This is a genomic window from uncultured Roseovarius sp., assembly GCF_963972555.1.
In the GTDB taxonomy this organism is placed as follows: domain Bacteria; phylum Pseudomonadota; class Alphaproteobacteria; order Rhodobacterales; family Rhodobacteraceae; genus Roseovarius; species Roseovarius mucosus.
The window spans coordinates 1-20,392 of sequence record NZ_CAXAUM010000005.1 but is presented as its reverse complement, the minus strand read 5'-3'; the positions used below and the strand labels follow the sequence as shown (position 1 = coordinate 20,392).

Here is a 20,392-nt window from a genome sequence, read left to right as displayed (position 1 = left end):
GGCTAGGTTAGCGGCATGACACATACGCTCGATCTTCCAGAGATCATCCCCGTCTTTCCGCTGTCCGGTGCGCTCTTGTTGCCGCGCTCGCGCCTGCCACTGCATCTGTTCGAGCCGCGTTATCTGGCGATGCTTGAAGATGCGCTCAAAACGCCGGGACGGCTGATCGGAATGATCCAGCCCAACCGTGTTCCGGGGCGCGAAGGAGGCACCGGGCTGCACGCCATCGGCTGCGTCGGGCGCGTCACGCAATTCTCGGAGACCGAGGACGGGCGCTACATGATCACGCTCACCGGCCTGTCGCGCTTTCGCGTGCTGGAAGAGGTCGAGGGGTTTACACCCTATCGCCGGGCGCGCATCTCTTGGAGCGGGTTTGAGCGCGATTTGGGGCCAGTGGACAACGATCTCGGTTTCGACCGGCGCGCGTTTCTCAAGTTGCTGGCACGTTATTTTGAGGCGCGCGACCTCCAGACCGATTGGGACTCGCTGAAAGAGGCAGAGGATGAGTTGCTGATCAATTCTCTCTCCATGTTGTTGGGCTTTGAGCCTGAGGATAAGCAGGCTCTGCTTGAGGCCCCGTCGCTCAGCACACGGCGCGAGACGCTGGTGACATTGATCGAATATGTGCTGCGTGGCGGCGACAATGAGGATATGATGCAATGACGAACGATATGTCGCCGCCCCCAGCCTTTGACCGGCGGATGCTCGAGGCGCTCATCTGCCCGCAGACCCACAGCACGCTCGAGTATGATGCAGCTGCGCAGGAATTGATTAGCCGCGCCGCCAGCCTGGCCTTTCCGATCCGTAACGGTATCCCGGTCATGCTCATTGACGAAGCGCGCAGCTTGGATTAGGGCGCACGCGCGGCGGTCAGGTCGAAGTTGACATCAACCCCGAAACCCAGCGACTTCTCGTCTTTCACCCCGTTACCGATATTGAAGTTGCGTCGGTCCAGAGCAAGCGCGCCGTTCGCCGTGGCGCTATCGCCCGTGATGGTCAATTCAAAGGGCATCTCGACCGGTACGGATTGATCGCGGATGGTCAGCGTGCCGCGCGCCACCGGGCCGTCTTCGGTGCCCATCAGATCGGCGGCAAACACGGCGGTTGGGAACTCCGCGGCGTTGAAGAAATCCGCGCCCATCGCCTGTTGTGTGACAGACCCAAGCGAGAGCGAGGCGATGCTGATCGTCACGGTGACATCGCCGTGTTTGCCATTCTCATCCAGTGTTTCCGAATAGGCGATCTCGGCGGTCCACTCGCCAAAGCTGCCGGTCACGGCAGAGCCCAATTGCTGCACCGTCACCTGCAATTGGCCGCTTTCGACCTGCCAATCGCTCTCGACCGCCGCTAGTGTGGTGGGCCCATCCTCGGCGCTGCCGAACCAACCAAGAGCCGCAGCGCCCCCCAGCGTTGCGAGCCAGACCACCGCGGCGGCCAGAATGGGCAGGACGTGATTGGGTTGACGCGCGGTGGGAATCGCGTCGATGCGCCCCGGCAACATCCGTCGCAGCGTGGCATCTCCATCCAGCAGGTGATGCTTGAGAGCGCCGCCCACATGCGCGGCAATCGTTGCGACCAATACCAGCACAAAGACAAAGTGCAGAGTCGATGCCAGTTCAGAGAGCGTTTCCGATTTGGGCACCAGCGGCAGGCTCTGCCCCAAGGGCCACCAGATCGGCGCAAAACCAGAGGTTGCAGCGTGATGCACCCAGCCAGAGAGCGGGACCAGCACCAAGGAGCCATATAGCAACCAATGCGCGGTTTCTGCGGCCCAGGCCTCGATCCCGCGATCCCCGTTGAGCAATCCGGGCTTGGGCTGCGACAGAGCCCAGAGGATACGTGCGAGCGCCACGAAGAAAATTGCCACTCCAAGAGTTTTGTGAAGCGAAAACAGGAAAGTAGCCCGTGCGATTAACAGCTCCGTCGGGGATGTCGTCACCGCCTCTGCGACCTCTGTCGCATACCAGCCTAATGGCAGATTCGACAGGATCAAGAGCGCGGTGAGCCAATGAAAGCTCTTGGCGACACTGCCGTAGCTGGTGGCGGAATTGGTGCGTGGCATCGCGAATGTCCTCATGGTTGCAGCGCTACTCTAGCGGCATATGGCACGGGCGCAATCATCGCCCATGCACAGGGCCTCTGCGTCTTTGCGTGCCTGCTGAAAGACCGGGCAACCTTTGGTAACATTGGGCAAATACGTTGCCTTAGCCTGCGTGCCGATGTATCGGGAGGCACTTTTTCAAGGGAGGGGCAGGCCATGAGCCGAGCATTCGTTTTTCCGGGGCAGGGCGCGCAGGTGATCGGCATGGGCGCGGATTTGGCCGCTAGCTATCCGGCGGCGCGCGCGGTGTTCGATGAGGTGGATGAAGCGCTTGGGCAAAAGCTGTCCACCTTGATATGGGACGGTGCGCAAGAGACTCTTACTTTGACCGAAAACGCACAGCCGGCACTGATGGCCACCTCGCTTGCTGCGCTACGCGCGCTGGAGGCCGAAGGCGTGGACCTTTTAAAGGCCGCAAGCCATGTTGCGGGGCATTCGTTGGGCGAATACTCGGCTCTTGCGGCTGCAGGGGCGATCAGCGTGGCCGATACTGCGCGGCTTTTGCGTATTCGGGGACAGGCGATGCAGCAGGCCGTGCCGGTGGGCGTCGGCGCGATGGCCGCGTTGTTGGGGCTCGATTTCGAAACCGCACGCACTATCGCGCAAGAGGCTGCAGAGGGCGAAGTGTGCCAGGCCGCCAATGACAATGATCCTGCGCAGGTGGTGATCTCGGGGCACAAAAGCGCGGTAGAGCGTGCGGTGGAGTTGGCCAAGGCACGCGGAGCGAAACGCGCGATGCTCCTGCCTGTAAGTGCGCCCTTTCACTGTGCCCTGATGGCTCCTGCCGCCGATGTGATGGCACAGGCCCTCTCCGAGGTCGCAATCCATGCGCCGTCAGTACCACTCGTGGCCAATGTGCGCGCGCAAGCTGTGACGGACCCGGCGGAGATCCGCGCGCTTTTGGTTGAGCAGGTTACGGGCTCTGTCCGATGGCGCGAGTCAGTGCAATATATGGAAGCGCAAGGCGTCACCGAAATTTGGGAAATCGGCGCGGGCAAGGCGCTCTCGGGCATGGTGCGCCGCATCGCGCGTGACCTCACCTGCCGAACCATTGGCACGTCTGACGAGGTCGCAGCGGCAATGGCCAGCCTGACCGCGAACTGATTTGCGTAACGTTTACCAAGGAAGGACTGAACATGTTTGATCTGACAGGGAAAACCGCGCTTGTCACCGGCGCGTCAGGTGGCATAGGCGCGGCGATAGCCCGCGCGTTGCATGGTGCGGGCGCAACTGTCGGACTGAGCGGCACGCGGGTTGAGCCGTTGGAAACGCTCGCGGCGGAATTGGGCGACCGCGCGCATGTGTTGCCCTGCAATCTCGGCGATGCTGAGGCGGTCGAGGCGCTGACCAAGGACGCAATTGCTGCCATGGGCAGTCTCGATATTCTTGTCAACAATGCGGGTATCACCCGAGACCAGCTATTCATGCGAATGTCCGACAAGGACTGGCATGATGTGCTGGACGTCAACCTGACTTCGGCGATGCGACTTTGTCGAGGCGCTGTGCGCCCGATGATGAAGGCCCGGTGGGGGCGGATCATCAACATCGGTTCGATCGTGGGATCGAGCGGCAATCCCGGACAGGTCAATTATGCCGCTGCCAAGGCGGGGCTTGTGGGGATGACAAAATCCATCGCCGCCGAGGTGGCCAGCCGGGGTATTACGGCCAATGTCGTGGCACCTGGCTTTATCGCCACGCCGATGACCGACAAGCTCAATGACGAGCAGAAGGCCGCGCTCAATGTCCAGATCCCTATGGCTCGCATGGGGACATCCGAGGAAATCGCGGCGGCCGTCCTCTATCTTGCCAGCCCCGAAGCAGGGTATGTCACCGGGGCCACGCTGCATGTGAATGGCGGCATGTCGATGTACTGAGCCAGGGCTTTTTCCCTCCTGCTCCTTTGGCCTGAGTGAAAGCATTTGCCATTGCCCGCGCATATGCTATAGGCCACCGAGATCAGCCGGAGGGATATGCGGATTCTCCCGGTGGCCTGTGTATTCAGGTAGTCGAGAACGGCCCGCTGGGGCAAAATCATCGCCACCTCCCGGGCTGGGCGGGGGCAGACAACGGGCAAAACAGCCCAAGACAAAACGAGGAACAAGACATGAGCGATATCGCAGACCGCGTTAAGAAGATCGTTGTGGAGCATCTGGGCGTCGAAGAGGACAAGGTCGTCGACAAAGCCTCTTTCATTGACGATCTCGGCGCGGACAGCCTCGACACGGTCGAGCTGGTCATGGCATTCGAAGAAGAGTTCGGCATCGAGATCCCCGATGACGCGGCGGATACGATCCAGACCTTTGGCGACGCGGTCAAGTTCATCACCGAAGCGTCCTGATTTCGCGCTCATGCGCCAATCAAGAGCCCTGCCAATCGGTAGGGCTCTTTGCGTTTGCCCCTTGATACGTTTCACAATCGCGTGAGACAGATTGACCTGTGGCCGTTTACAGGCACCGTGACGGTGCCATGACATGCCGTTAACGGTCGGTTGATACATCCCTTTCCCATCGCTCTGGACGGTCTCTATGGCCAAGAGCAGCACGCATGCGGCGCGGCAACAGGAAAGGGATAACCATGAACAAGGCAATCACCGACGGCATCGTTTTCATGCCGCAACCCTTCGCAAACGGTCTGGACCAATGGTCGCGGGGCGACGGGCGACCGGGGTCTGACACATATGCCAACGCCGCCGATGCGGCGTTCGTCCCTGCTGATCAGGATTTCGGTGGCGCGCTGGAGTTGCAAAAGACGGAAAGCGTCCAACGTCTGCGCTACATGGGCGAAACGCACATCCTGCCTGGATGCTATCTGCAAATCCGGGCGCGGATCAAGGCGATTGCGGGCAATTTGCCCAGCGTGCGTATCGCGGCATTTGCGGGCGGGGCAGGGGGCGCTGCCCTGCCCGGAGTTACCGTGACCGGACCAGCGGTCGCGCTGACCACCTATGGCGCGGTGGCCGAGGTGACGGCCATCGTTGGCACGGGCAGCCGCACGGGTGTGGACATGCCGTGGGGGCGCGGGGCTATTTTCGGCCATTTCGGGCTTGATCTGACCGGGCCAAGCGGGGGCGTTGTGCGCATTGATGACATCATCATTGAGGATGTCAGCCGCTTTTTCCTGCGGGATGTCATAAGCACGGTTGACGTGCGCGACTACGGGGCGATTGGCGATGGGGTGACGGATGATCATGCCGCTTTTGAGGCCGCCGATACCGCTGCCGAGGGCCGCGAGATCATTGTTCCCGCAGGCGAGTATTTCCTTGGGCAGAGCACGACGCTCCAAAACCGCATCCGGTTTGAGGGCACGCTCGTGATGCCGGACGCGGCCATCTTGACCCTGACCAAGAATTACGATCTGCCCGCTTATATCGATGCCTTCGGCGACAGCGAGCTTGCCTTTAAAAAGGCCTATCAGGCGCTTTTGAACAATCCCGATCACGTGACGCTTGATCTGGCCGGACGCAAGGTGGTGCTGCGCGCGCCCGTTGACATGGCGGCAGCGGTTGCCAACCGCATTACATATAACCAGCGCCACGTGATCCAGAATGGGCAATTCACGATTCGGGGCGGCCCGGCCTGGACGACCGAGGTTGTGACGTCACAAGCCAGCTATGACATCGGGGACCCCCGACGTCTGACCAATGTGGTCAACGTGGCAAATATTCCCGTGGGTGCGCTGATCGAAGGCAATGGTGTGGGGCGAGAGGTTTATGTAACCGCAAAAAATGAGGCGGCTCAGCGGCTTGATATAAGCCAGCCACTATTTGATGCGGCTGGCACTCAGGTCTTTACGTTCCGACGGTTCAAATATCTGCTGGATTTCAGTGGCTTTGGCGATGTCTCGCGCATGGTCTTTTCCGAGGTTGATTTTCAATGCACTGGCGATTGCAGCGGGGTTCTCTTGCCGCCACAGGGCTCGGCCAATCATTTCCGTGACTGTTTTTTTACCCGTCCCAAGGATCGCGCCATCACCAGCCACGGCGAGGGGGATCAGGGTATGATGATCGACCGCTGTCAGTTCATTTCGGACGAAGGGCCGCTTCTATCGACCGAGCGGCGCAGCATCGCGTTCAATGCCAATGCCAATGACCTCAAGATTCGCGACAATCGCAGCGTGCTCTTTCGACATTTCGCCGTGCTTGCGGGAAGCAGTTCGTTGATTTCCGGCAATCATGTGTTTCAGGGGGATAGCTCTCAGGGAGGGGCGCGCGTTGCGGGCTTTGTGCTGACCCGGATCAATAATCGCGGTAGCATCAGCGGGAATTATATCGACAATTGCTTTATCGAATGGGTGAACGAGCATGATGCAGAACCCGAGTTTGCAAGCGAGTTTTCGTTCAGTGCGCTGAGCATCACCGACAATGTCTTTCTTGCGGGTAATATGGCACCATGGTTCACCTATATCGTGCTCAAGCCGCACGGGGCGGGGCATTTCATCGACGGCCTGACTGTCACCGGCAATACGTTCCGCGCGATCGGTACCATTACGCGGGTCGAGACGGTCGATACCAGTTTCGCTGATTTGAACTATGACCGGGTGCGCAATGTCACCTTTGCCAACAACAGCTTTCACAACATCGACATTCCCGTCGCAAATCCGCTGGTGATGCAACACACCGAAGACAGTGCAAGCGTCACTTGGGTGGTCACCCCGGCACCGCGCTTGCCGTTTGGAGCTTGGGCGCAGACGGTCGAGGCGGTCGTGCCCGTCGGTCCTCTGCGCAATTCGGCGAATGCGGTGATCCATGCGTCCCCTTACTTCGAGGCGCAACAAGGCCCAAACCGGGATCGGATCAACTTGCGCTGGCCCAGTCCGGTTTTGGGGTCGGTGGTACTGCGGGTTCGGATAGACGATCCGCTCTGATCGGTGTAGCGGGCCTCCGGGGATGCGTCAGAAAGACCGCCAGAGACCCAGTTTGATACCGCGCTCGCCGCCACCCGATAGTGGCAGGATCAACCCTACTTCCAGATGCGCGCCAGGTTTGGTTGCATACACATAGGATGGTGCAAACCGGGTATAGGCACGCCCCGCGGCGGGTCGGCCGGTTTGCACCTGTGCCATCACCTTGCCTCGCGCGGTGATGTCGAGACCAAGGGTGATGTCGCTTTCGAGCGTCACCTGACCTCCGCCAAAGACAACCACCCGCCCGTCGAACGCAGCCCAACCCTGCCGCCTCCAGAGCGTCAGGCCCCGTCCGAGCGACAGGCCGGGGCGCAGTGCGTTGACCTCGGACACTTGACCCAAGCCCAATTCAACCGCGATCTTGACCTGCTGTGCGGGTCGGCCGATGGGCCAGCGGGCAAAGGCGATCGTCTTGGTCATCCGCAGTGCATCGCCCCCCAGATCGAGGCCCAAGGTCAAACGCTCCGTTGCACCATATTCGGCGTAGAGTGTAAAACTCTGCCGTCTGAGGCCGGTTTCGTCTGTCGCATCAATCTGTCCCGTTGTTACCAGAAAGGTTTGCCCTTTGGCCCGCGGCCACGCGCCCGCCTCTGCCGTGCCGATTAGCCACGGCAGTATCAAAACCGCAAGAAGCAGGATCAACCGCATCGTTACCTCCGCGTTAACCCTCGTTAAAAAGGGTAAAGCGCAGGTTAAGACGGACCGGGAATTTACCGGAGGAGGGGCGCATGCTAGGCTTGGCTGAAAAGGAGGTTTCCCATGCCCCACATCACCACCGACACCGATCACCAGACCGTGCTCACCACCTTTGAGGTGACGCCGGGCACCTGTCAGGATCTGATGGATCTGCTGACCGCCGCCTATCGCGACTTCATCTCGCATCAGCCGGGATTCATTGCCGCGGGGCTGCATGTCAACGATGCCCAGACCCGTATTGCCAATTACTCGCAATGGCGGGCGCGTGGGGATTTTCAGGCGATGCTGCGCTCGGACGAAATGCGCGCCCGCAACCGTGAGATCAGCGCGCTATGCAAGGGGTTCGAGCCAGTGATGTATGACGTGGTGGCGACCTTCGGATGACCCAAGACAACGGGCCGACCGAGGAATTGACGCGCGAGGTGGCGGCGCTGCGTCGCGAAGTGCAGCGGCTGAACGCGCATCGTTTCATTCGTGTTCATAATTCATTTCCGCGCATGTTGGCCTTTAGCTTGGCGCGCGGTCTTGCCGCCGGGCTTGGCACGGTGCTTGGGGCGACGGTGCTTTTGTCCGTGATGATCTGGGCTCTCAGTCAGATCGAATTTTTGCCGATCATTGGCGATTGGGCGGCACAAATCGCGGCGCAGGTGCGCGACATGCAGAACTGAACCGGGGCTGATCTGGATCATGGCAGAACGCGGCCGGCTGACGGATTGTCAGCGTAGTCAACAGAAAGGACAGGCCATGTACGCTCATATTCTGGTTCCCGTGTCATTCGACCAAGACCGCGACTCCAAAGCCGCACTGCGCGCAGCACAGCTCCTTGCGGGCGAGACAGGCCGCATCAGCCTATTGCATGTCATCGAGCAGGTGCCGAGCTATGCCATCTCCTATTTGCCGCAAGGCTATGTGAACGAGGCGCGCAAGGCAATCGAGGCAGAGTTGGCCGAGATCGCCACCACCCTGCCCAATGCCTCGGCGCATGTGGTGGAGGGGCATTCGGGCCGCACCATTCTTGATTGGGCAGAGGCCCACAATCCCGACTGCATCGTGATTGCCAGCCATCGACCCGGCATGCAGGACCTCTTGCTTGGTTCGACTGCGGCCAAGGTGGTGCGCCATGCGCCCTGCGCGGTGCATGTGATCCGCTGAGGTGCCTTGATTGGAGGCTTTGGGTTGCGCCGTTGCCGGTGCGACCCCACATGCCACCCAAGGCAACAAGAGGAGAGCGCCCATGCAATGCCCGATTGACGGCACGCAACTGGTTCTGGCGGAACGCGCCGGGGTCGAGATCGACTATTGCCCTCAATGCCGGGGTGTCTGGCTGGATCGGGGCGAGTTGGACAAGATCATCGACCGCTCAGCCTCAGCTTCTGGGACTGCGGCACCGGTGCAGGGCGCGCGCGAGCAGCACGGTCACGGAGAACGTCCCCGCAAAAAGCGCGGTGGCTTTCTCGAAGATCTTTTCGATTTCTGATACGACCCTTGAAGGGCCATGATGGCGAGGGTATGCGCGGGAATGCCACAAATCCTGACAGCCCTGATAACGCTTGCGATCGGTGTTACCACTCTGATGCCCTCCACTGGGGGGCATTCCACACTTCTCGGGTTGGACAAGGTGGCGCATCTGCTCGCTTTTGCCGGTCTGGTCATCCCTATGGCTCTTGCGCAGCCGCGCCGCTTTCCTCTGATTTTCGCTTTGGCTCTGGCCTATGGGGGCCTGATCGAGATTGTGCAACCGCATGTCGGACGTAGTGCTGAATGGGCGGACCTTGTGGCGGATGGGCTAGGGGCCGCTCTGGGAATCGCCTTGGCCCTGACTTTGCGGCGACGTTTGATCGACGATAGGTAGTATTGTGCATGCTGCACGTGCAAAAAGAGCCCTTTTGGGTCATCTTTTTTCCTCCGGCGCTTCAAAAGTTGATCTTGATCAAGTTTCACCTCCGGGAATGCACCTAGGGTCAAGTCGGGCCCTAGGGTTGTGTTGGTTTCGCAGGTGTCACGAGTGGTTCAGGTTTTTGTATTTCTTGCGAGGGTCTTGCCCCGACAGTGATTATTAAAAGAGAATACCATGACAACGACCCGCCGCAGCTTTCTCAGCATGACCGCAGCCGCGCTTGCGGTTCCATCTACCGCCTTGGCCGCGCAGAGTGCCCATTGGCAGGGCCGTGCCATGGGGGCTCCGGCGCGCCTGGCCGTTGCAGGCCTTTCTCCGGATGAGGCGCGTCCTGTATTCGCGGCGCTTGAGGCCGAGTTAGAGCGTCTTGAACAGATTTTCAGCCTCTTTCGCCCCGACAGTTCCTTGAGTTGGCTTAACCGCTCTGGCCGTTTGGTCGCGCCCCCGTCCGAATTGCTCGACGTCCTTGTTTTGTCGGACAGGCTATACCAAGCATCTGGCGGTGTGTTTGATCCCACGGTCTTGCCTTTGCTTGAGGCTGGCACATCTGGACGCGCCCGCGCCAAGGTTTTCGGGTTGATCGGCTGGGATAAGGTCAACATCGACCCGCGCGAGATCTCCTTTGCAAGCGAAGGCATGGCGCTGACGCTCAATGGTGTCGCCCAAGGATATATCAACGATAAGATCGCGGCTCTTTTGCGGGCTCACGGCCTGAACGACGTCATGCTCGATATGGGTGAGTTGCAGGGTATTGGCCAGTGCTCCTTGCGCAGGCCGTGGCAGGCGCGGATCTTTGCCACGGACGGGGCATACGAGGACCACATCACGCTGCGCAACCGGGCAGTATCCACGACACGGCCGTTTGGTGGACTTCGTCCTGGACGTTGTGGTCATGTTGTCGCCGCTTCGGGGCAGAGGCCGTATCACTCGATTGTCACAGTCTCTGCCCCCAGTGCGGCGGTTGCGGATGGTCTTTCGACCGCTCTTGCCCTCATACCGCGCAATAAGACCCTAGGGGTTGTGGCACAGTTTGAAGGTGCCCGCATCGAGATGATCCGCTGAGTTGATTGGCTCTACCTTTGACGGCTGGCTGAGTTTTGTCGTCTCTGTGAACCGGTGCACGAGCCCGGATCGACGTTGCGCCTGCGATCTTCCACGGCTACTTTATGCCCGTCTGCTGCGGAACCAAAGGGCTGGTCGTGACAATAAAAGTTCATCCCTTTGGCGATTACGCGCACCGGCAGCCCTTGGCCTATGATCCCATCCGCCGGGCCTGCATGCCACTGGTGACGGTCACGGACGCGTTTGACGCGGCTGATATAATACTGCTTGCACATACCAAAGATCTTGAGCGTCATGCCGAAACGCTATTGTCCCGCCTGGCCGCGCATCAGCGTGTTGTGCTCTTGTCGGAAGAGCCGCTCTGGGATTGTGTCTGGGCAAAAGATCCAATCACCCGCGCGCAGGTTTTTGATGCCGAGGCAGGGCCGTTGCCCTATGTCTATCTCAATCATGTGACGTCAGACATCTACGATTTCGAGCGGATTCCTTATTTTCTTCTGACGGACTACGCCTATCCCACGCGCTATGGCTGCTGGTTCATGGAAAATGCGCGTCTGTCCCAGCAGGATTGGATGGAGAGGTTTGCCGGGGCGACGTGGGATCTGGCCTTTGTCGCCGAATACCGAAACGAGCCGCGCTTTGATGCGGCCTATCCCGACGCGGGGATTTACGGTCTGGGGCGTTGGCGGACCCGTCTGGCATTGGCCTGCACCGGCGAGCGGTTGCTGCGGATGGGGTCAGGCTGGAATGAGTTGCCGCGCAGGCAGACCCTGCCGGATTGGCATCTTGAGAAATACCTTGATCTACGCGGTCGCTGCGTCATGCTGTCTGCCGTCGAGAACACCTATCACCGCGCGTATATAACGGAGAAAATCTTTGATAGTTTCGCAATTGGGGCCATGCCGCTCTATGTCGCGGGAGCGGATCACCGGATTAACGACCTCTTGCCGCCGGGGGCGTTCGTCAACCTCCAGGGTCTTACACCAGAGGCGGCCGCAGAACAGATAGCCAGATATAGCGCCGACCCACAGGGCTTGTCCGCGTATTGCGAGGCGCAGGCGCGCTTGGCGGCGCTGTTCAACACGCCGTCGCTGCTCTGTGCGGAATACGACCGCTTGGCGCAGGCACTGACGCGCAATCTTGCTGCGCTGATTTGATCAATCGTTATTCTGCCGTTCGAACAGACGCCGCAGGGGGGCCGTAATGCGCCAACTGCGCGAGGTCAGAACGGCGCTGAGATGCGCCTTGAGCTGCGCCAATTCAACCTCGAGTGCTTGGACCCTCTGGGCGCAGGCGGCGGTCTCTGCCTCTTGCTGTCGCCGGTCGGCGTAGGACTGTTCCAGCGCACGTTGCACCTGATGCAACTGCGCAAGAAGAATTTGCTCGCCCGGTGTTGCTTGCGGGTTGAGAACAGTTTCTTTTGCCGTGCTCATGGCCTCTCCTGCCTTTCCCAGCGATCCTATGCTGCTTGAATGGCGACGTCCATTGCCCTCTGGATCAATTGTGCCGCTCCGCTTGCGAATCGCAAAGGACTGCCGCAGGGGATAGAGCATGACACACACGGTCACCCTCGATGATTTTGCAGGCGCCTGGACGCTTGAACGAACCATACAACACGCGGATGGCACGGGGGCCTGTTTCACCGGGCGCGCGGTCTGGCGGCCTGATCCAAACGGTTTGGCCTATCATGAAACGGGCGAGATGGTGTTGGCAGAGGGCGCGCGATTCTTGGCCGAGCGGCGGTATCTGTGGTCTGCGGATCTATCGGTCTGGTTTGAGGATGGGCGATTCTTTCACAACGTGCCGCCCCATGGCGGGCCAACCGCGCATTGGTGCGATCCGGATCAGTATGACGGGCATTATGATTTTGCCGATTGGCCCAACTTCAGGATCACATGGCGCGTGCGTGGACCGCGCAAGGATTACCGGATGGAGACACTCTATCGCCGTGCCGACGATTTTGCGGATGCGGCCGCGCGGGCGCTTGGCTAAGTTTTCCATATGACAGAGATTCTTCAAACACGACTGCCCTATGATCCAGAGGGTCGGCCTGCCTTGCCGGGTATATCCCCGCTCTTGATGGCCGATTGGTTGCAGGTCGACGAGGCCTTTTCCGGACAGATGGCCGAACGTGCCCGGCTCTTGTCCGAGCAGCGCGCCGAGGTGGTGGCGATCACAGAGGGCGCTAGCCCGGCGGCAGCAGAGCTTTTGCAATTTGTGCTGGACTGGTTGCGGGAATACGGCCAAGGCTATGATATTTCTGCAAGTCGTGTGCAACGCCCCGATGGTGTCGTCGTGCCGATTGACCGGGCTGATCCGATGGGGACGCTGGGGCATCTGGTGCAAGAGGATCTTTGCCTCATGGAGCGGCGCGGCGACGAGCATGTGCTGACCGCTGCCGTTCTTTGTTTTCCGGCGAGTTGGCATCTGGCCGACAAGATCGGGAGACCGCTGACCACCATTCACGTGCCAGTCAAAGCCTATGACGAGGCCCTCGCGCGGCGGGTGCAGCGGCTGTTTGATGGGGTGCAGGTGGGGCGGCCGCTCTGGCGCTTCAACGCGTTGCGCTATGCCAGTCCAACGTTGCATCAGCCCCGATCGCGCGTGCAGCCGAGTGCGGACGCCGAGTATCCCTATCTGCGCAGCGAACGGCAATGCGTGCTGCGGCTGCCGCAAACGAGGGCCTGCGTGTTTTCGATACATACCTATGTTCTGGCACGTACGACCGCGCAGTAACCCGCAAAGCCGGCTTGTCTGATTGCTCAGGTCAGAAGCGGTTGCGCCTCGCGCAGGGTGGTATAGGCCAAAAGCGCCGCACCAAGCGGTGGAACATGCAAAAAGAGCGTAAGGCCGAAGGTGACAATCGTCAGTCGCATCGGCAAAGAGGATTCTGGCATTGCCAATTGCGCGTCCACCGCATCCTCGGGAATGGGGTATTTTGGACGCGCGGAGCGCTGGCCTGTGTCCTTTCTGCGGCGGGCGTTGGATGGGCGCGGCGTCGGCGCCGGTCGGCGGCGCTCCGTGGCCTCATTGGCGCACCCGGACAACAGCTCGAATGTCATGTCGAGAAGAGCACTGCCGATGGGACGGTTTGCTGCCCCATGCAGAACGGCGTCAAAGGGCAGATAGCCGCGCACCCGTTCGACCAAGCGTCGGGTCAGCATTTCATAGGCTTCGGGGTCAAGTGTGATGGTGCGCTTGGTGTTGCGCGGTCCTACAGCCAGCACCAGATAACTTGGCTGATCGCGGTCTTGGCCCGGTAGCCAGCCAAGTGCGATGCGCACCGCGTCCCGGTCGATGAGAGCAATGTCCTCGCCATCCCACGTCAGGCGGCGCAACTGCGGCGCAAGACGCTGAGATGCGATGTCGAATTCCTCGACAATGTCGGGAAAGTCCATTTCCGGAGGGTCAAAGAACTCTAGTGCGGCGATCTGGCCGTAATGCTGTCTGCTCATATCATGCCCTGTTTTTGAGAGGGTTCAGATGAAACCGGACATACTTGGCACGTTACCTGTAGATTAGTGCGGACGATTACCCGTCAGCCCCCGTCGATTTGCGCGCCCATCAGGGCAATCGCCTTTTGATAGACACCGGCGGCGTTCCATTGCTGGATCACAGCGAAATTCGGCTGACCTTCCTGATAACCCTGTCCGGGCTGCCAGCCCTTTTGGCGCAAGAAGTTCGCAGTCGAGGCTAGCGCGTCGGTGAGATTGTAGAAATCCACGCGCCCGTCGCCATTGGCATCGACCCCATATCTGAGGGCATTGCCCGGCAAGAATTGCGTATGTCCCAACTCGCCGTGCTTCGCCCCTTTGGTCTGAGCGGTGATAGCCCCCTGATCCACCAGTTTGAGCGCACCAAGAGCATGAGGTCGAAAGAAGTCAGAGCGGCGGCAATCATAGGTGAGAGTGACGATGGCAGACACCACGGCGCTATCCCCCATGAACCCGCCAAAGCCGGTCTCCATCCCGTGAATGGCGATGAGCACACCGGCTGGCACGCCATATTGCCGCTCCAATGCGTCGTAAAAGGCGGCATCCCGCGCGCGACGCTTGCGGCCCTGGGCCACGATGGTGGTGGCGCCGCGCACCTGCAAGAATTTCTCGAGACTGTATTTGAAGCTTTTTTGATTGCGATCCGCCGCGATGGTGCCGCTCGCATATTGCGCCCCTGCCAAAGCTTGGAGCCCTCTTTGGCCGACACCTTCGGCGGCGGCCTCTCTGGCAAAGGCGGCCTTCCAGTTGGAGAACCCATCCGCGCTGTTGCCACAGGTTGCGGCCAGCGCGCTGTTGGCCAAAAGGCCAAAGCCAAGGGCCATGGCAAAGGGCCGAAGGCGACGCATTGTCGACGTGAACATTACAATCTCCCGTGAAATAGCTTTCGGACAGAGTGTAACGCGCCACGCGCGCGCCACAAGTCCACCTCAGCGGGGAATTTTATTGTTCCGGTCATCCCAAAAGGTCCTGCACGGTTTGAAGAGCCTGCGCCGTGGCCCCATGGACCTGCAAGGTCAGGAACAATCCGGTCATCGCCGCCGTCTGAGAGGCAAGTCGCAGGTTCTCGCCGCGCATCAGGTTGATGATGGCAAGGGCAGCGGCAACCGGAAGCGCAAAGAGGCCAAGCGTGATCGTCACGATCCAGACACTGAGGCGCAGGGGCGCCGTGCTCTCGCGGATGTTGTCTGACTGGAACGCGGCGGCATCTGCTGGTTCGAGATTGTCTCGAAAAACCGCACGCAATGCGCCTGTCATACGATCCCCTGGCATTGCGTCGCTCTCTGACACAAAGCGCGCGTGTAGCGCCTGATGTGTCGTATCGATGTCTGGCAAACGACACCGCGCCGTGGTTGCCGTGGGAAGGGGCACGATTTCAGCTTGGGGCGCGGGTGCCTCATGTTCGTCCTGAAAGGTGATAGCCTCAAGAAATTCGGCATGGCTGAGCAGGGCCAGTGGATGAATCCACTGCACATAATCCGGGGCCAGCGTGCTGTGCAACGCGCGCAGAACATGCGCCAATATCGAAAGGGCCAATTGCGTCTGGGGCGATGCCTCTGGGTCGGTGTGTGAAAGGCTTAGCGCAAGAAAGTGTTCAGCAGGTTGATCCAACGCGGTCAGCTTGTATTCCTGATGGATTTCGATCCTTAGAACAAAGTGATCGGAATGCAGGTGGGCCGCACAATCCGAGAGGACGCGCAAGCCCGTCGTCTGCTCGCCCAACCAGTCGAGGACCATGCTGATCCGATTTCCGATCCTGACGATGTCGAAGCTTCTCGTACCGAGAAATACTAGCCCTGCCGTTACCCTGTGAGTGGAGTTGGCCATGGGAGGTTCCATTATCTGCGTTGTGAGTGACCCATCAATGACAACCGAAGGTGGAGCTGATTTGTTTCAAATGAGGATTAATTTGGGCAATTCTTCAAAAATGCTGATATTGATGCCGATCACGCAACGGTGAACTGTCCGTGAAAAAGGGCACCCCAGATGGGGTGCCCTGAATCTGCAGCTGCACGTTGAGTGGTCAGCAGCTGTAGTACATGCCGAATTCGACCGGGTGCGGCGTGTGCTCGTATTTGTGGACCTCATCCATCTTGAGAGCGATGTAGGCCTCGATCTGGTCCTTGGTGAACACGTCGCCAGCCAGAAGGAAATCATGGTCCGCCGCCAGGCATTCCAACGCTTCGCGCAGGCTACCGCAGACAGTCGGAATGTCCTTCAGTTCCTCGGCGGGCAGGTCATAGAGGTTCTTGTCCATGGCTTCGCCGGGGTCGATTTTGGACTTGATCCCATCGAGGCCAGCCATCAGCAGGGCCGAGAACGCCAGATAGGGGTTCGCGCTCGGGTCGGGGAAACGGGCCTCGACGCGCTTGGCTTTCGGGCTTTCGGTCCACGGAATACGCACGCAACCCGAGCGGTTACGGGCCGAATAGGCGCGCAGAACGGGGGCTTCGAAACCGGGGATCAACCGCTTGTAGCTGTTGGTGCCGGGGTTGGTAAAGGCGTTCAGCGTCTTGGCGTGCTTGAGAATGCCACCGATGAAGTAGAGCGCCTCTTGGCTGAGGTCGGCATATTTGTCACCGGCAAAGAGCGGCTTGCCGTCTTTCCAGATCGACATGTTCACGTGCATGCCCGATCCGTTGTCGCCATAGATCGGCTTGGGCATGAAGGTGGCCGATTTGCCATAGGCATGCGCCACGTTGTGAATGATGTACTTGTACTTCTGGATTTCGTCAGCCTGCTTGGTCAGCGTGCCGAAAATCAGGCCGAGTTCGTGCTGGCAGCTTGCGACTTCGTGGTGATGCTTGTCCACCTTCATGCCGATACGCTTCATGGTCGAGAGCATTTCGGCGCGCAGGTCCTGTGCATCGTCAACCGGGTTCACCGGGAAATAACCGCCCTTGAGGCCGGGACGATGACCGGTGTTGCCCATCTCATATTCGGTATCGCTGTTCCAGGAGGCGTCAACGGCGTCCACCTGATACGAGACCTTGTTGATCGTGTTCGAGAACCGCACGTCGTCGAAGATGAAGAATTCTGCCTCGGGGCCAAAATAGGCGACATCGCCGATCCCGGAGGATTTCAGATAGGCCTCGGCCTTTTCTGCCGTGCCGCGCGGGTCGCGGTCATAGGATTCGCCGGTGTCGGGCTCGACCACCGAGCAATGGATGCAGAGGGTCTTTTCCGCGTAGAACGGATCGACATAAGCGCTTTCGGTGTCGGGCATCAGTTTCATGTCCGAGGCTTCGATCGACTTCCAGCCGGCAATCGAAGAGCCGTCGAACATGAAGCCTTCCTCGAGGAAATCCTCATCGACCAGGTCGGCGACCACGGTCACATGCTGAAGTTTGCCGCGCACGTCGGTAAAGCGGATGTCGACATAATCAATGTCCTCATCCTTGATCAGCTTGAGAACTGCGTCCTTGCTCATTCTCTTGTCCTTTTCTTGTTAGAGTAGATTTCAGAGTGCGTCCGAACCAGATTCACCGGTGCGGATGCGAATGGCTTGTTCGACGGGGCTGACGAAAATCTTGCCGTCGCCGATCTTGTCGGTTTTGGCCGCGTCGATGATGGCTGCGATGGCTGCGTCCACCTGATCGTCATCGAGAACGACATCGATTTTTACCTTTGGCAGAAAATCGACCACGTATTCGGCACCGCGATACAGCTCGGTATGACCCTTCTGGCGGCCAAACCCCTTGACCTCGATGACAGACAGACCCTGAATGCCAGCTTCCTGAAGCGCCTCCTTCACCTCGTCGAGTTTGAAGGGTTTGATGATCGCTTCGATCTTTTTCATCGGCTCAGCCTCCCGCGGTTACGTTCGGAACGTGCAGACCACTTCTCAGGACAAGGCTCAATCGGTTAAGCTGGATTTTGCAGCGCTTACAAGGGGGTGAACGAATTTATTGCCTAATAATTGTGCAGAATGCGTAAAAAGACAGCTATAAAAAAACGTAAAAGGGCCAGGGATGTTTGAAATTTTGTCAGCCGCCGAAATGCGCGCCCTAGAACAGGCGGCTATCGAGTCGGGTTCAGTCACAGGACTTGAGTTGATGGAGCGTGCAGGTCGGGCCGTGGTCGACGCGGTGTTTGCCGAGTGGCCGGATCTGGCCAAGGCGCCGCAAAAGGCAGTTGTCCTCTGTGGTCCCGGCAACAATGGCGGCGATGGCTTTGTCATCGCGCGGCTCTTGCAAGATTGGGGATGGGAGGTGGCGGCTTTTCTCTATGGCGACCCGGCACTGCTCCCACCGGACGCGCGGACGAACCATGATCGGTGGTGTGCCATGGGGCCTGTGCACGATCTGGCGGAGGCCTCTGTCGAAGGGCCAAAAGTGGCATTGTTGGTCGATTCACTGTTTGGCACCGGACTGCGGCGGCCGCTGCAAGGTGTGACGCTGACGGTCTTGGATCTCTGGGCGGAGCACAGAGTCGCGGTGGACCTGCCCTCTGGACTATGTAGCGACAGTGGGCGCGTGCTGGGTAAGGTGGGGGCCACCGTGCGGGCGGCGCTAACTGTGACGTTTCATGCGCCCAAGCTGGGTCATGTGCTGGCCGATGGGCCTGCGGTCTGTGGGCGGGTTGAGGTTGCGGACATCGGCCTTGCGACAACGGCTGTGGGCGCGGCCAGGCTGGTTGCGTCACCGGATGTGAAGCTTCTCGGTAAAACGGTAGGGGCGCATAAATACGGCCATGGTCACGCGCTGGTCTTGACAGGCGGCGCGGGCACAACCGGCGCGGCGCGGTTGGCTGCGCGCGCGGCGCTCCGAATTGGGGCAGGGGTGGTGACACTGGGCGTGCCACCGGCCGCGCAGCTGGAGGTGGCCTGCCAGATCACTGCCCTGATGCTGCGGCGGGTCAGGGATGGTGCGGATTTGACCTCTGTGCTTGGGGATGCGCGCATCAACGCGCTCTGTCTCGGGCCGGGGATGGGGCTGAGCGCTGACAAAGCGGGCTTGCTCAGGGCGGCGTTGCAGAGTGGTCGGGCACTGGTGTTGGATGCGGATGCGCTGACGTTGATTGCACGCGATGCTGACCTCTTTGCGCTGTTGCATCCGGCCTGCGTGCTGACACCTCATGCGGGGGAGTTCGCGCGGCTCTTTCCCGATCTTGCCAAAAAACTGCAAGGCCCGCCCGAAACTGGGCCCGCCTATTCCAAGGTCAATGCCACCCGTGACGCGGCCAAACGTGCAGATTGTGTTGTCCTTTTCAAAGGTCCCGACACGGTGATTGCGGCTCCGGACGGGGAGTGCGCCATTCACCCGGCGGCCTATGAGCGTGAGGCACCCTGGCTGGCCACGGCGGGCGCGGGCGATGTGCTGGCCGGGTTTATCGCGGGGCTATTGGCGCGCGGTTTTGACCCGATGCAGGCCGCCGAGACCGCTGCTTGGCTGCATGTCGAATGCGCGCGCCTGTTTGGCCCCGGTCTGATTGCCGAAGACCTGCCCGAGATGCTGCCCAAAGTGCTGCGCGCCTTACCAGATTAGGCGGCGCGGGCGTCAAGCCGCATGTCGGCGTTGCTGGCCAATTCCAACCCGTCGACGTAGAGGATATGGGGCGTTGCGAAATCGAGACTGAAGATGGTCATTTCCTGCGCCGCCTCAAGCGTCACAAATTCGCCATCCACAAGCCGCGTTGCGGGAACCAGCGCCTGCTCATCGCCGAACAGCGCCTTTGCCCGCCAGTCGCGCACCAAGAGGAGTTGTCCGGCGGGCAGGGTCACATCGCGTTCAGGTCGCGTGTGTCCGAGGGTGCCTGCCATGATCCGCACCGCCGCCGAGCGTACCCGGTGGCGGGTGATACCGCGCAAAACCGCTGTGCCGCTGTCACGGGTAATCACACGATCCCCCACTCTAAGATCAGTGACGCGTCGCTCGCCGTCGAGGGTGAGAATGATGCTATCGGCCAAGAGGCCGCATGTGTCCACAGGGGGAAAGATGGCCAATCCGCCATCTGACCGCCCGACCGTTTTCGGTTTCATGGCGTGTCTCGCTTGTTTTCTGCCTCAACGTACAACCAGAATATGGCAATATTGGGTTAATGTCCTGCCTTTTTTTCGCCATGATCCTGTCGGCCAGTGCTGAATTTTCCCCTCGCATCCGGCGAGGCGCTTTGCTAGATACCGCGCCAGCAGCCTGAAAGGGCGCGCTACGGATGCGGGTGTGGCGAAATTGGTAGACGCACCAGATTTAGGTTCTGGCGCCGCAAGGCGTGGGGGTTCAAGTCCCTCCACCCGCACCA

At 59.9% G+C, this 20,392-nt stretch carries 25 protein-coding genes and 1 tRNA gene; 17 read left to right on the top strand and 9 right to left on the bottom strand.

The annotated features are described in order from the left end of the window. Positions 1-15: 15 nt before the first annotated feature. Positions 16-663, top strand: a complete 648-nt coding sequence (locus AACZ65_RS06430; RefSeq protein WP_037269496.1) for an LON peptidase substrate-binding domain-containing protein — start codon at positions 16-18, stop codon at positions 661-663. Continuing rightward, a complete protein-coding gene (locus AACZ65_RS06425) occupies positions 660-854 on the top strand; it encodes a Trm112 family protein (RefSeq protein ID WP_245875101.1) in 195 nt (64 codons plus the stop codon). The genes AACZ65_RS06430 and AACZ65_RS06425 overlap by 4 nt, the downstream gene beginning before the upstream one ends. On the opposite strand, the gene AACZ65_RS06420 is transcribed toward AACZ65_RS06425, so the two are convergent. Then, positions 851-2,062 (bottom strand): cytochrome b/b6 domain-containing protein, encoded by a 1,212-nt coding sequence (locus AACZ65_RS06420; RefSeq protein ID WP_339669031.1) that lies wholly within the window; start codon positions 2,060-2,062, stop codon positions 851-853. The genes AACZ65_RS06425 and AACZ65_RS06420 overlap by 4 nt on opposite strands. A 195-nt stretch (positions 2,063-2,257) precedes the next feature. On the opposite strand from AACZ65_RS06420, the gene fabD reads away from it, so the two are divergent. The 4 genes from fabD to AACZ65_RS06400 all read left to right on the top strand — a co-directional run bounded on the left by fabD (position 2,258) and on the right by AACZ65_RS06400 (position 6,964). Continuing rightward, positions 2,258-3,205, top strand: coding sequence for an ACP S-malonyltransferase (fabD, locus tag AACZ65_RS06415; RefSeq protein WP_339669029.1), 948 nt, complete (start codon positions 2,258-2,260; stop codon positions 3,203-3,205). A 32-nt stretch (positions 3,206-3,237) separates the two neighbouring features. Next, positions 3,238-3,975 (top strand): 3-oxoacyl-[acyl-carrier-protein] reductase, encoded by a 738-nt coding sequence (gene fabG / locus AACZ65_RS06410; protein WP_339669026.1) that lies wholly within the window; start codon positions 3,238-3,240, stop codon positions 3,973-3,975. A 230-nt stretch (positions 3,976-4,205) separates the two neighbouring features. Then, complete coding sequence (locus tag AACZ65_RS06405) at positions 4,206-4,439, top strand: acyl carrier protein (RefSeq protein ID WP_008282321.1); 234 nt, start codon at positions 4,206-4,208, stop codon at positions 4,437-4,439. Positions 4,440-4,675: 236 nt separating this feature from the next. After that, positions 4,676-6,964 (top strand): glycosyl hydrolase family 28-related protein, encoded by a 2,289-nt coding sequence (locus tag AACZ65_RS06400; RefSeq protein WP_339669022.1) that lies wholly within the window; start codon positions 4,676-4,678, stop codon positions 6,962-6,964. Positions 6,965-6,991: 27 nt separating this feature from the next. Here the strand turns inward: AACZ65_RS06400 and AACZ65_RS06395 are convergent, their stop codons facing one another. Then, positions 6,992-7,651, bottom strand: coding sequence for a hypothetical protein (locus AACZ65_RS06395; RefSeq protein WP_339669020.1), 660 nt, complete (start codon positions 7,649-7,651; stop codon positions 6,992-6,994). A 111-nt stretch (positions 7,652-7,762) separates the two neighbouring features. Here AACZ65_RS06395 and AACZ65_RS06390 point away from each other — a divergent pair, with 111 nt between their 5' ends. The 7 genes from AACZ65_RS06390 to AACZ65_RS06360 all read left to right on the top strand — a co-directional run bounded on the left by AACZ65_RS06390 (position 7,763) and on the right by AACZ65_RS06360 (position 11,815). Then, positions 7,763-8,083, top strand: a complete 321-nt coding sequence (locus AACZ65_RS06390; protein WP_037269507.1) for an antibiotic biosynthesis monooxygenase family protein — start codon at positions 7,763-7,765, stop codon at positions 8,081-8,083. After that, positions 8,080-8,367 carry a DUF5665 domain-containing protein gene (locus AACZ65_RS06385; RefSeq protein ID WP_037269511.1) on the top strand — a complete coding sequence of 96 codons (288 nt, stop codon included), beginning with the start codon at positions 8,080-8,082 and terminating at the stop codon, positions 8,365-8,367. Before AACZ65_RS06390 ends, AACZ65_RS06385 begins: the two co-directional genes overlap by 4 nt. Positions 8,368-8,443: 76 nt before the next feature. Next, entirely contained in the window at positions 8,444-8,851 is a 408-nt protein-coding gene (locus AACZ65_RS06380; protein ID WP_037269513.1) for a universal stress protein, read from the top strand. A gap of 82 nt (positions 8,852-8,933) precedes the next feature. Further along, positions 8,934-9,176 (top strand): zf-TFIIB domain-containing protein, encoded by a 243-nt coding sequence (locus tag AACZ65_RS06375; RefSeq protein WP_037269517.1) that lies wholly within the window; start codon positions 8,934-8,936, stop codon positions 9,174-9,176. 42 nt (positions 9,177-9,218) lie between these two features. Further along, complete coding sequence (locus tag AACZ65_RS06370; RefSeq protein ID WP_339669015.1) at positions 9,219-9,551, top strand: VanZ family protein; 333 nt, start codon at positions 9,219-9,221, stop codon at positions 9,549-9,551. 219 nt (positions 9,552-9,770) lie between these two features. Continuing rightward, entirely contained in the window at positions 9,771-10,658 is an 888-nt protein-coding gene (locus AACZ65_RS06365; RefSeq protein ID WP_339669013.1) for an FAD:protein FMN transferase, read from the top strand. A gap of 137 nt (positions 10,659-10,795) precedes the next feature. Beyond that, positions 10,796-11,815: a glycosyltransferase family 10 gene (locus AACZ65_RS06360; RefSeq protein WP_339669011.1), complete on the top strand. Its 1,020-nt coding sequence runs from the start codon at positions 10,796-10,798 to the stop codon at positions 11,813-11,815. Here AACZ65_RS06360 and AACZ65_RS06355 read toward each other — a convergent pair whose 3' ends face one another. Continuing rightward, a complete protein-coding gene (locus tag AACZ65_RS06355) occupies positions 11,816-12,091 on the bottom strand; it encodes a hypothetical protein (protein WP_037269526.1) in 276 nt (91 codons plus the stop codon). A 118-nt stretch (positions 12,092-12,209) separates the two neighbouring features. On the opposite strand from AACZ65_RS06355, the gene AACZ65_RS06350 reads away from it, so the two are divergent. Then, on the top strand, positions 12,210-12,650 hold the full coding sequence (locus AACZ65_RS06350) for a DUF6314 family protein (RefSeq protein WP_339669008.1): 441 nt from the start codon (positions 12,210-12,212) through the stop codon (positions 12,648-12,650). A 9-nt stretch (positions 12,651-12,659) separates the two neighbouring features. Then, on the top strand, positions 12,660-13,394 hold the full coding sequence (locus AACZ65_RS06345; protein ID WP_339669006.1) for a DUF3445 domain-containing protein: 735 nt from the start codon (positions 12,660-12,662) through the stop codon (positions 13,392-13,394). Between the two features lie 26 nt (positions 13,395-13,420). Here AACZ65_RS06345 and AACZ65_RS06340 read toward each other — a convergent pair whose 3' ends face one another. From AACZ65_RS06340 to AACZ65_RS06320, 5 genes are all read right to left on the bottom strand, one after another. Next, entirely contained in the window at positions 13,421-14,113 is a 693-nt protein-coding gene (locus tag AACZ65_RS06340; protein ID WP_339669004.1) for a hypothetical protein, read from the bottom strand. An 83-nt stretch (positions 14,114-14,196) separates the two neighbouring features. Further along, a complete protein-coding gene (locus AACZ65_RS06335) occupies positions 14,197-14,976 on the bottom strand; it encodes a lytic murein transglycosylase (RefSeq protein WP_102105857.1) in 780 nt (259 codons plus the stop codon). Between the two features lie 130 nt (positions 14,977-15,106). After that, a complete protein-coding gene (locus tag AACZ65_RS06330) occupies positions 15,107-15,889 on the bottom strand; it encodes a hypothetical protein (RefSeq protein WP_339669002.1) in 783 nt (260 codons plus the stop codon). 286 nt (positions 15,890-16,175) lie between these two features. Next, positions 16,176-17,582 (bottom strand): type I glutamate--ammonia ligase, encoded by a 1,407-nt coding sequence (glnA, locus tag AACZ65_RS06325; RefSeq protein ID WP_037269546.1) that lies wholly within the window; start codon positions 17,580-17,582, stop codon positions 16,176-16,178. Positions 17,583-17,612: 30 nt separating this feature from the next. Further along, entirely contained in the window at positions 17,613-17,951 is a 339-nt protein-coding gene (locus AACZ65_RS06320) for a P-II family nitrogen regulator (protein WP_008282302.1), read from the bottom strand. A 172-nt stretch (positions 17,952-18,123) separates the two neighbouring features. On the opposite strand from AACZ65_RS06320, the gene AACZ65_RS06315 reads away from it, so the two are divergent. After that, positions 18,124-19,638 carry an NAD(P)H-hydrate dehydratase gene (locus tag AACZ65_RS06315; protein ID WP_339668995.1) on the top strand — a complete coding sequence of 505 codons (1,515 nt, stop codon included), beginning with the start codon at positions 18,124-18,126 and terminating at the stop codon, positions 19,636-19,638. Here the strand turns inward: AACZ65_RS06315 and AACZ65_RS06310 are convergent. Then, positions 19,635-20,132, bottom strand: a complete 498-nt coding sequence (locus AACZ65_RS06310; RefSeq protein WP_339668994.1) for a Hint domain-containing protein — start codon at positions 20,130-20,132, stop codon at positions 19,635-19,637. The genes AACZ65_RS06315 and AACZ65_RS06310 overlap by 4 nt on opposite strands. Before the next feature lie 175 nt (positions 20,133-20,307). Here AACZ65_RS06310 and AACZ65_RS06305 point away from each other — a divergent pair. Beyond that, positions 20,308-20,392 (top strand) — tRNA-Leu (locus AACZ65_RS06305).

What these genes read in the sequence shown, in the direction of transcription:
- AACZ65_RS06385 (WP_037269511.1), top strand. Translation starts at nt 8,080, where the DNA reads ATGACCCAAGACAACGGGCCGACCGAGGAATTGACGCGCGAGGTGGCG.
- AACZ65_RS06340 (WP_339669004.1), bottom strand. Translation starts at nt 14,113, where the DNA reads ATGAGCAGACAGCATTACGGCCAGATCGCCGCACTAGAGTTCTTTGAC.
- AACZ65_RS06320 (WP_008282302.1), bottom strand. Translation starts at nt 17,951, where the DNA reads ATGAAAAAGATCGAAGCGATCATCAAACCCTTCAAACTCGACGAGGTG.
- AACZ65_RS06375 (WP_037269517.1), top strand. Translation starts at nt 8,934, where the DNA reads ATGCAATGCCCGATTGACGGCACGCAACTGGTTCTGGCGGAACGCGCC.
- AACZ65_RS06390 (WP_037269507.1), top strand. Translation starts at nt 7,763, where the DNA reads ATGCCCCACATCACCACCGACACCGATCACCAGACCGTGCTCACCACC.
- AACZ65_RS06350 (WP_339669008.1), top strand. Translation starts at nt 12,210, where the DNA reads ATGACACACACGGTCACCCTCGATGATTTTGCAGGCGCCTGGACGCTT.
- AACZ65_RS06370 (WP_339669015.1), top strand. Translation starts at nt 9,219, where the DNA reads ATGCCACAAATCCTGACAGCCCTGATAACGCTTGCGATCGGTGTTACC.
- AACZ65_RS06430 (WP_037269496.1), top strand. Translation starts at nt 16, where the DNA reads ATGACACATACGCTCGATCTTCCAGAGATCATCCCCGTCTTTCCGCTG.
- AACZ65_RS06400 (WP_339669022.1), top strand. Translation starts at nt 4,676, where the DNA reads ATGAACAAGGCAATCACCGACGGCATCGTTTTCATGCCGCAACCCTTC.
- AACZ65_RS06405 (WP_008282321.1), top strand. Translation starts at nt 4,206, where the DNA reads ATGAGCGATATCGCAGACCGCGTTAAGAAGATCGTTGTGGAGCATCTG.
- AACZ65_RS06380 (WP_037269513.1), top strand. Translation starts at nt 8,444, where the DNA reads ATGTACGCTCATATTCTGGTTCCCGTGTCATTCGACCAAGACCGCGAC.
- fabD (WP_339669029.1), top strand. Translation starts at nt 2,258, where the DNA reads ATGAGCCGAGCATTCGTTTTTCCGGGGCAGGGCGCGCAGGTGATCGGC.
- AACZ65_RS06330 (WP_339669002.1), bottom strand. Translation starts at nt 15,889, where the DNA reads ATGGTCCTCGACTGGTTGGGCGAGCAGACGACGGGCTTGCGCGTCCTC.
- AACZ65_RS06365 (WP_339669013.1), top strand. Translation starts at nt 9,771, where the DNA reads ATGACAACGACCCGCCGCAGCTTTCTCAGCATGACCGCAGCCGCGCTT.
- AACZ65_RS06395 (WP_339669020.1), bottom strand. Translation starts at nt 7,651, where the DNA reads ATGCGGTTGATCCTGCTTCTTGCGGTTTTGATACTGCCGTGGCTAATC.
- fabG (WP_339669026.1), top strand. Translation starts at nt 3,238, where the DNA reads ATGTTTGATCTGACAGGGAAAACCGCGCTTGTCACCGGCGCGTCAGGT.
- AACZ65_RS06425 (WP_245875101.1), top strand. Translation starts at nt 660, where the DNA reads ATGACGAACGATATGTCGCCGCCCCCAGCCTTTGACCGGCGGATGCTC.
- AACZ65_RS06420 (WP_339669031.1), bottom strand. Translation starts at nt 2,062, where the DNA reads ATGCCACGCACCAATTCCGCCACCAGCTACGGCAGTGTCGCCAAGAGC.
- AACZ65_RS06345 (WP_339669006.1), top strand. Translation starts at nt 12,660, where the DNA reads ATGACAGAGATTCTTCAAACACGACTGCCCTATGATCCAGAGGGTCGG.
- glnA (WP_037269546.1), bottom strand. Translation starts at nt 17,582, where the DNA reads ATGAGCAAGGACGCAGTTCTCAAGCTGATCAAGGATGAGGACATTGAT.
- AACZ65_RS06355 (WP_037269526.1), bottom strand. Translation starts at nt 12,091, where the DNA reads ATGAGCACGGCAAAAGAAACTGTTCTCAACCCGCAAGCAACACCGGGC.
- AACZ65_RS06315 (WP_339668995.1), top strand. Translation starts at nt 18,124, where the DNA reads ATGTTTGAAATTTTGTCAGCCGCCGAAATGCGCGCCCTAGAACAGGCG.
- AACZ65_RS06335 (WP_102105857.1), bottom strand. Translation starts at nt 14,976, where the DNA reads ATGGCCCTTGGCTTTGGCCTTTTGGCCAACAGCGCGCTGGCCGCAACC.
- AACZ65_RS06310 (WP_339668994.1), bottom strand. Translation starts at nt 20,132, where the DNA reads ATGAAACCGAAAACGGTCGGGCGGTCAGATGGCGGATTGGCCATCTTT.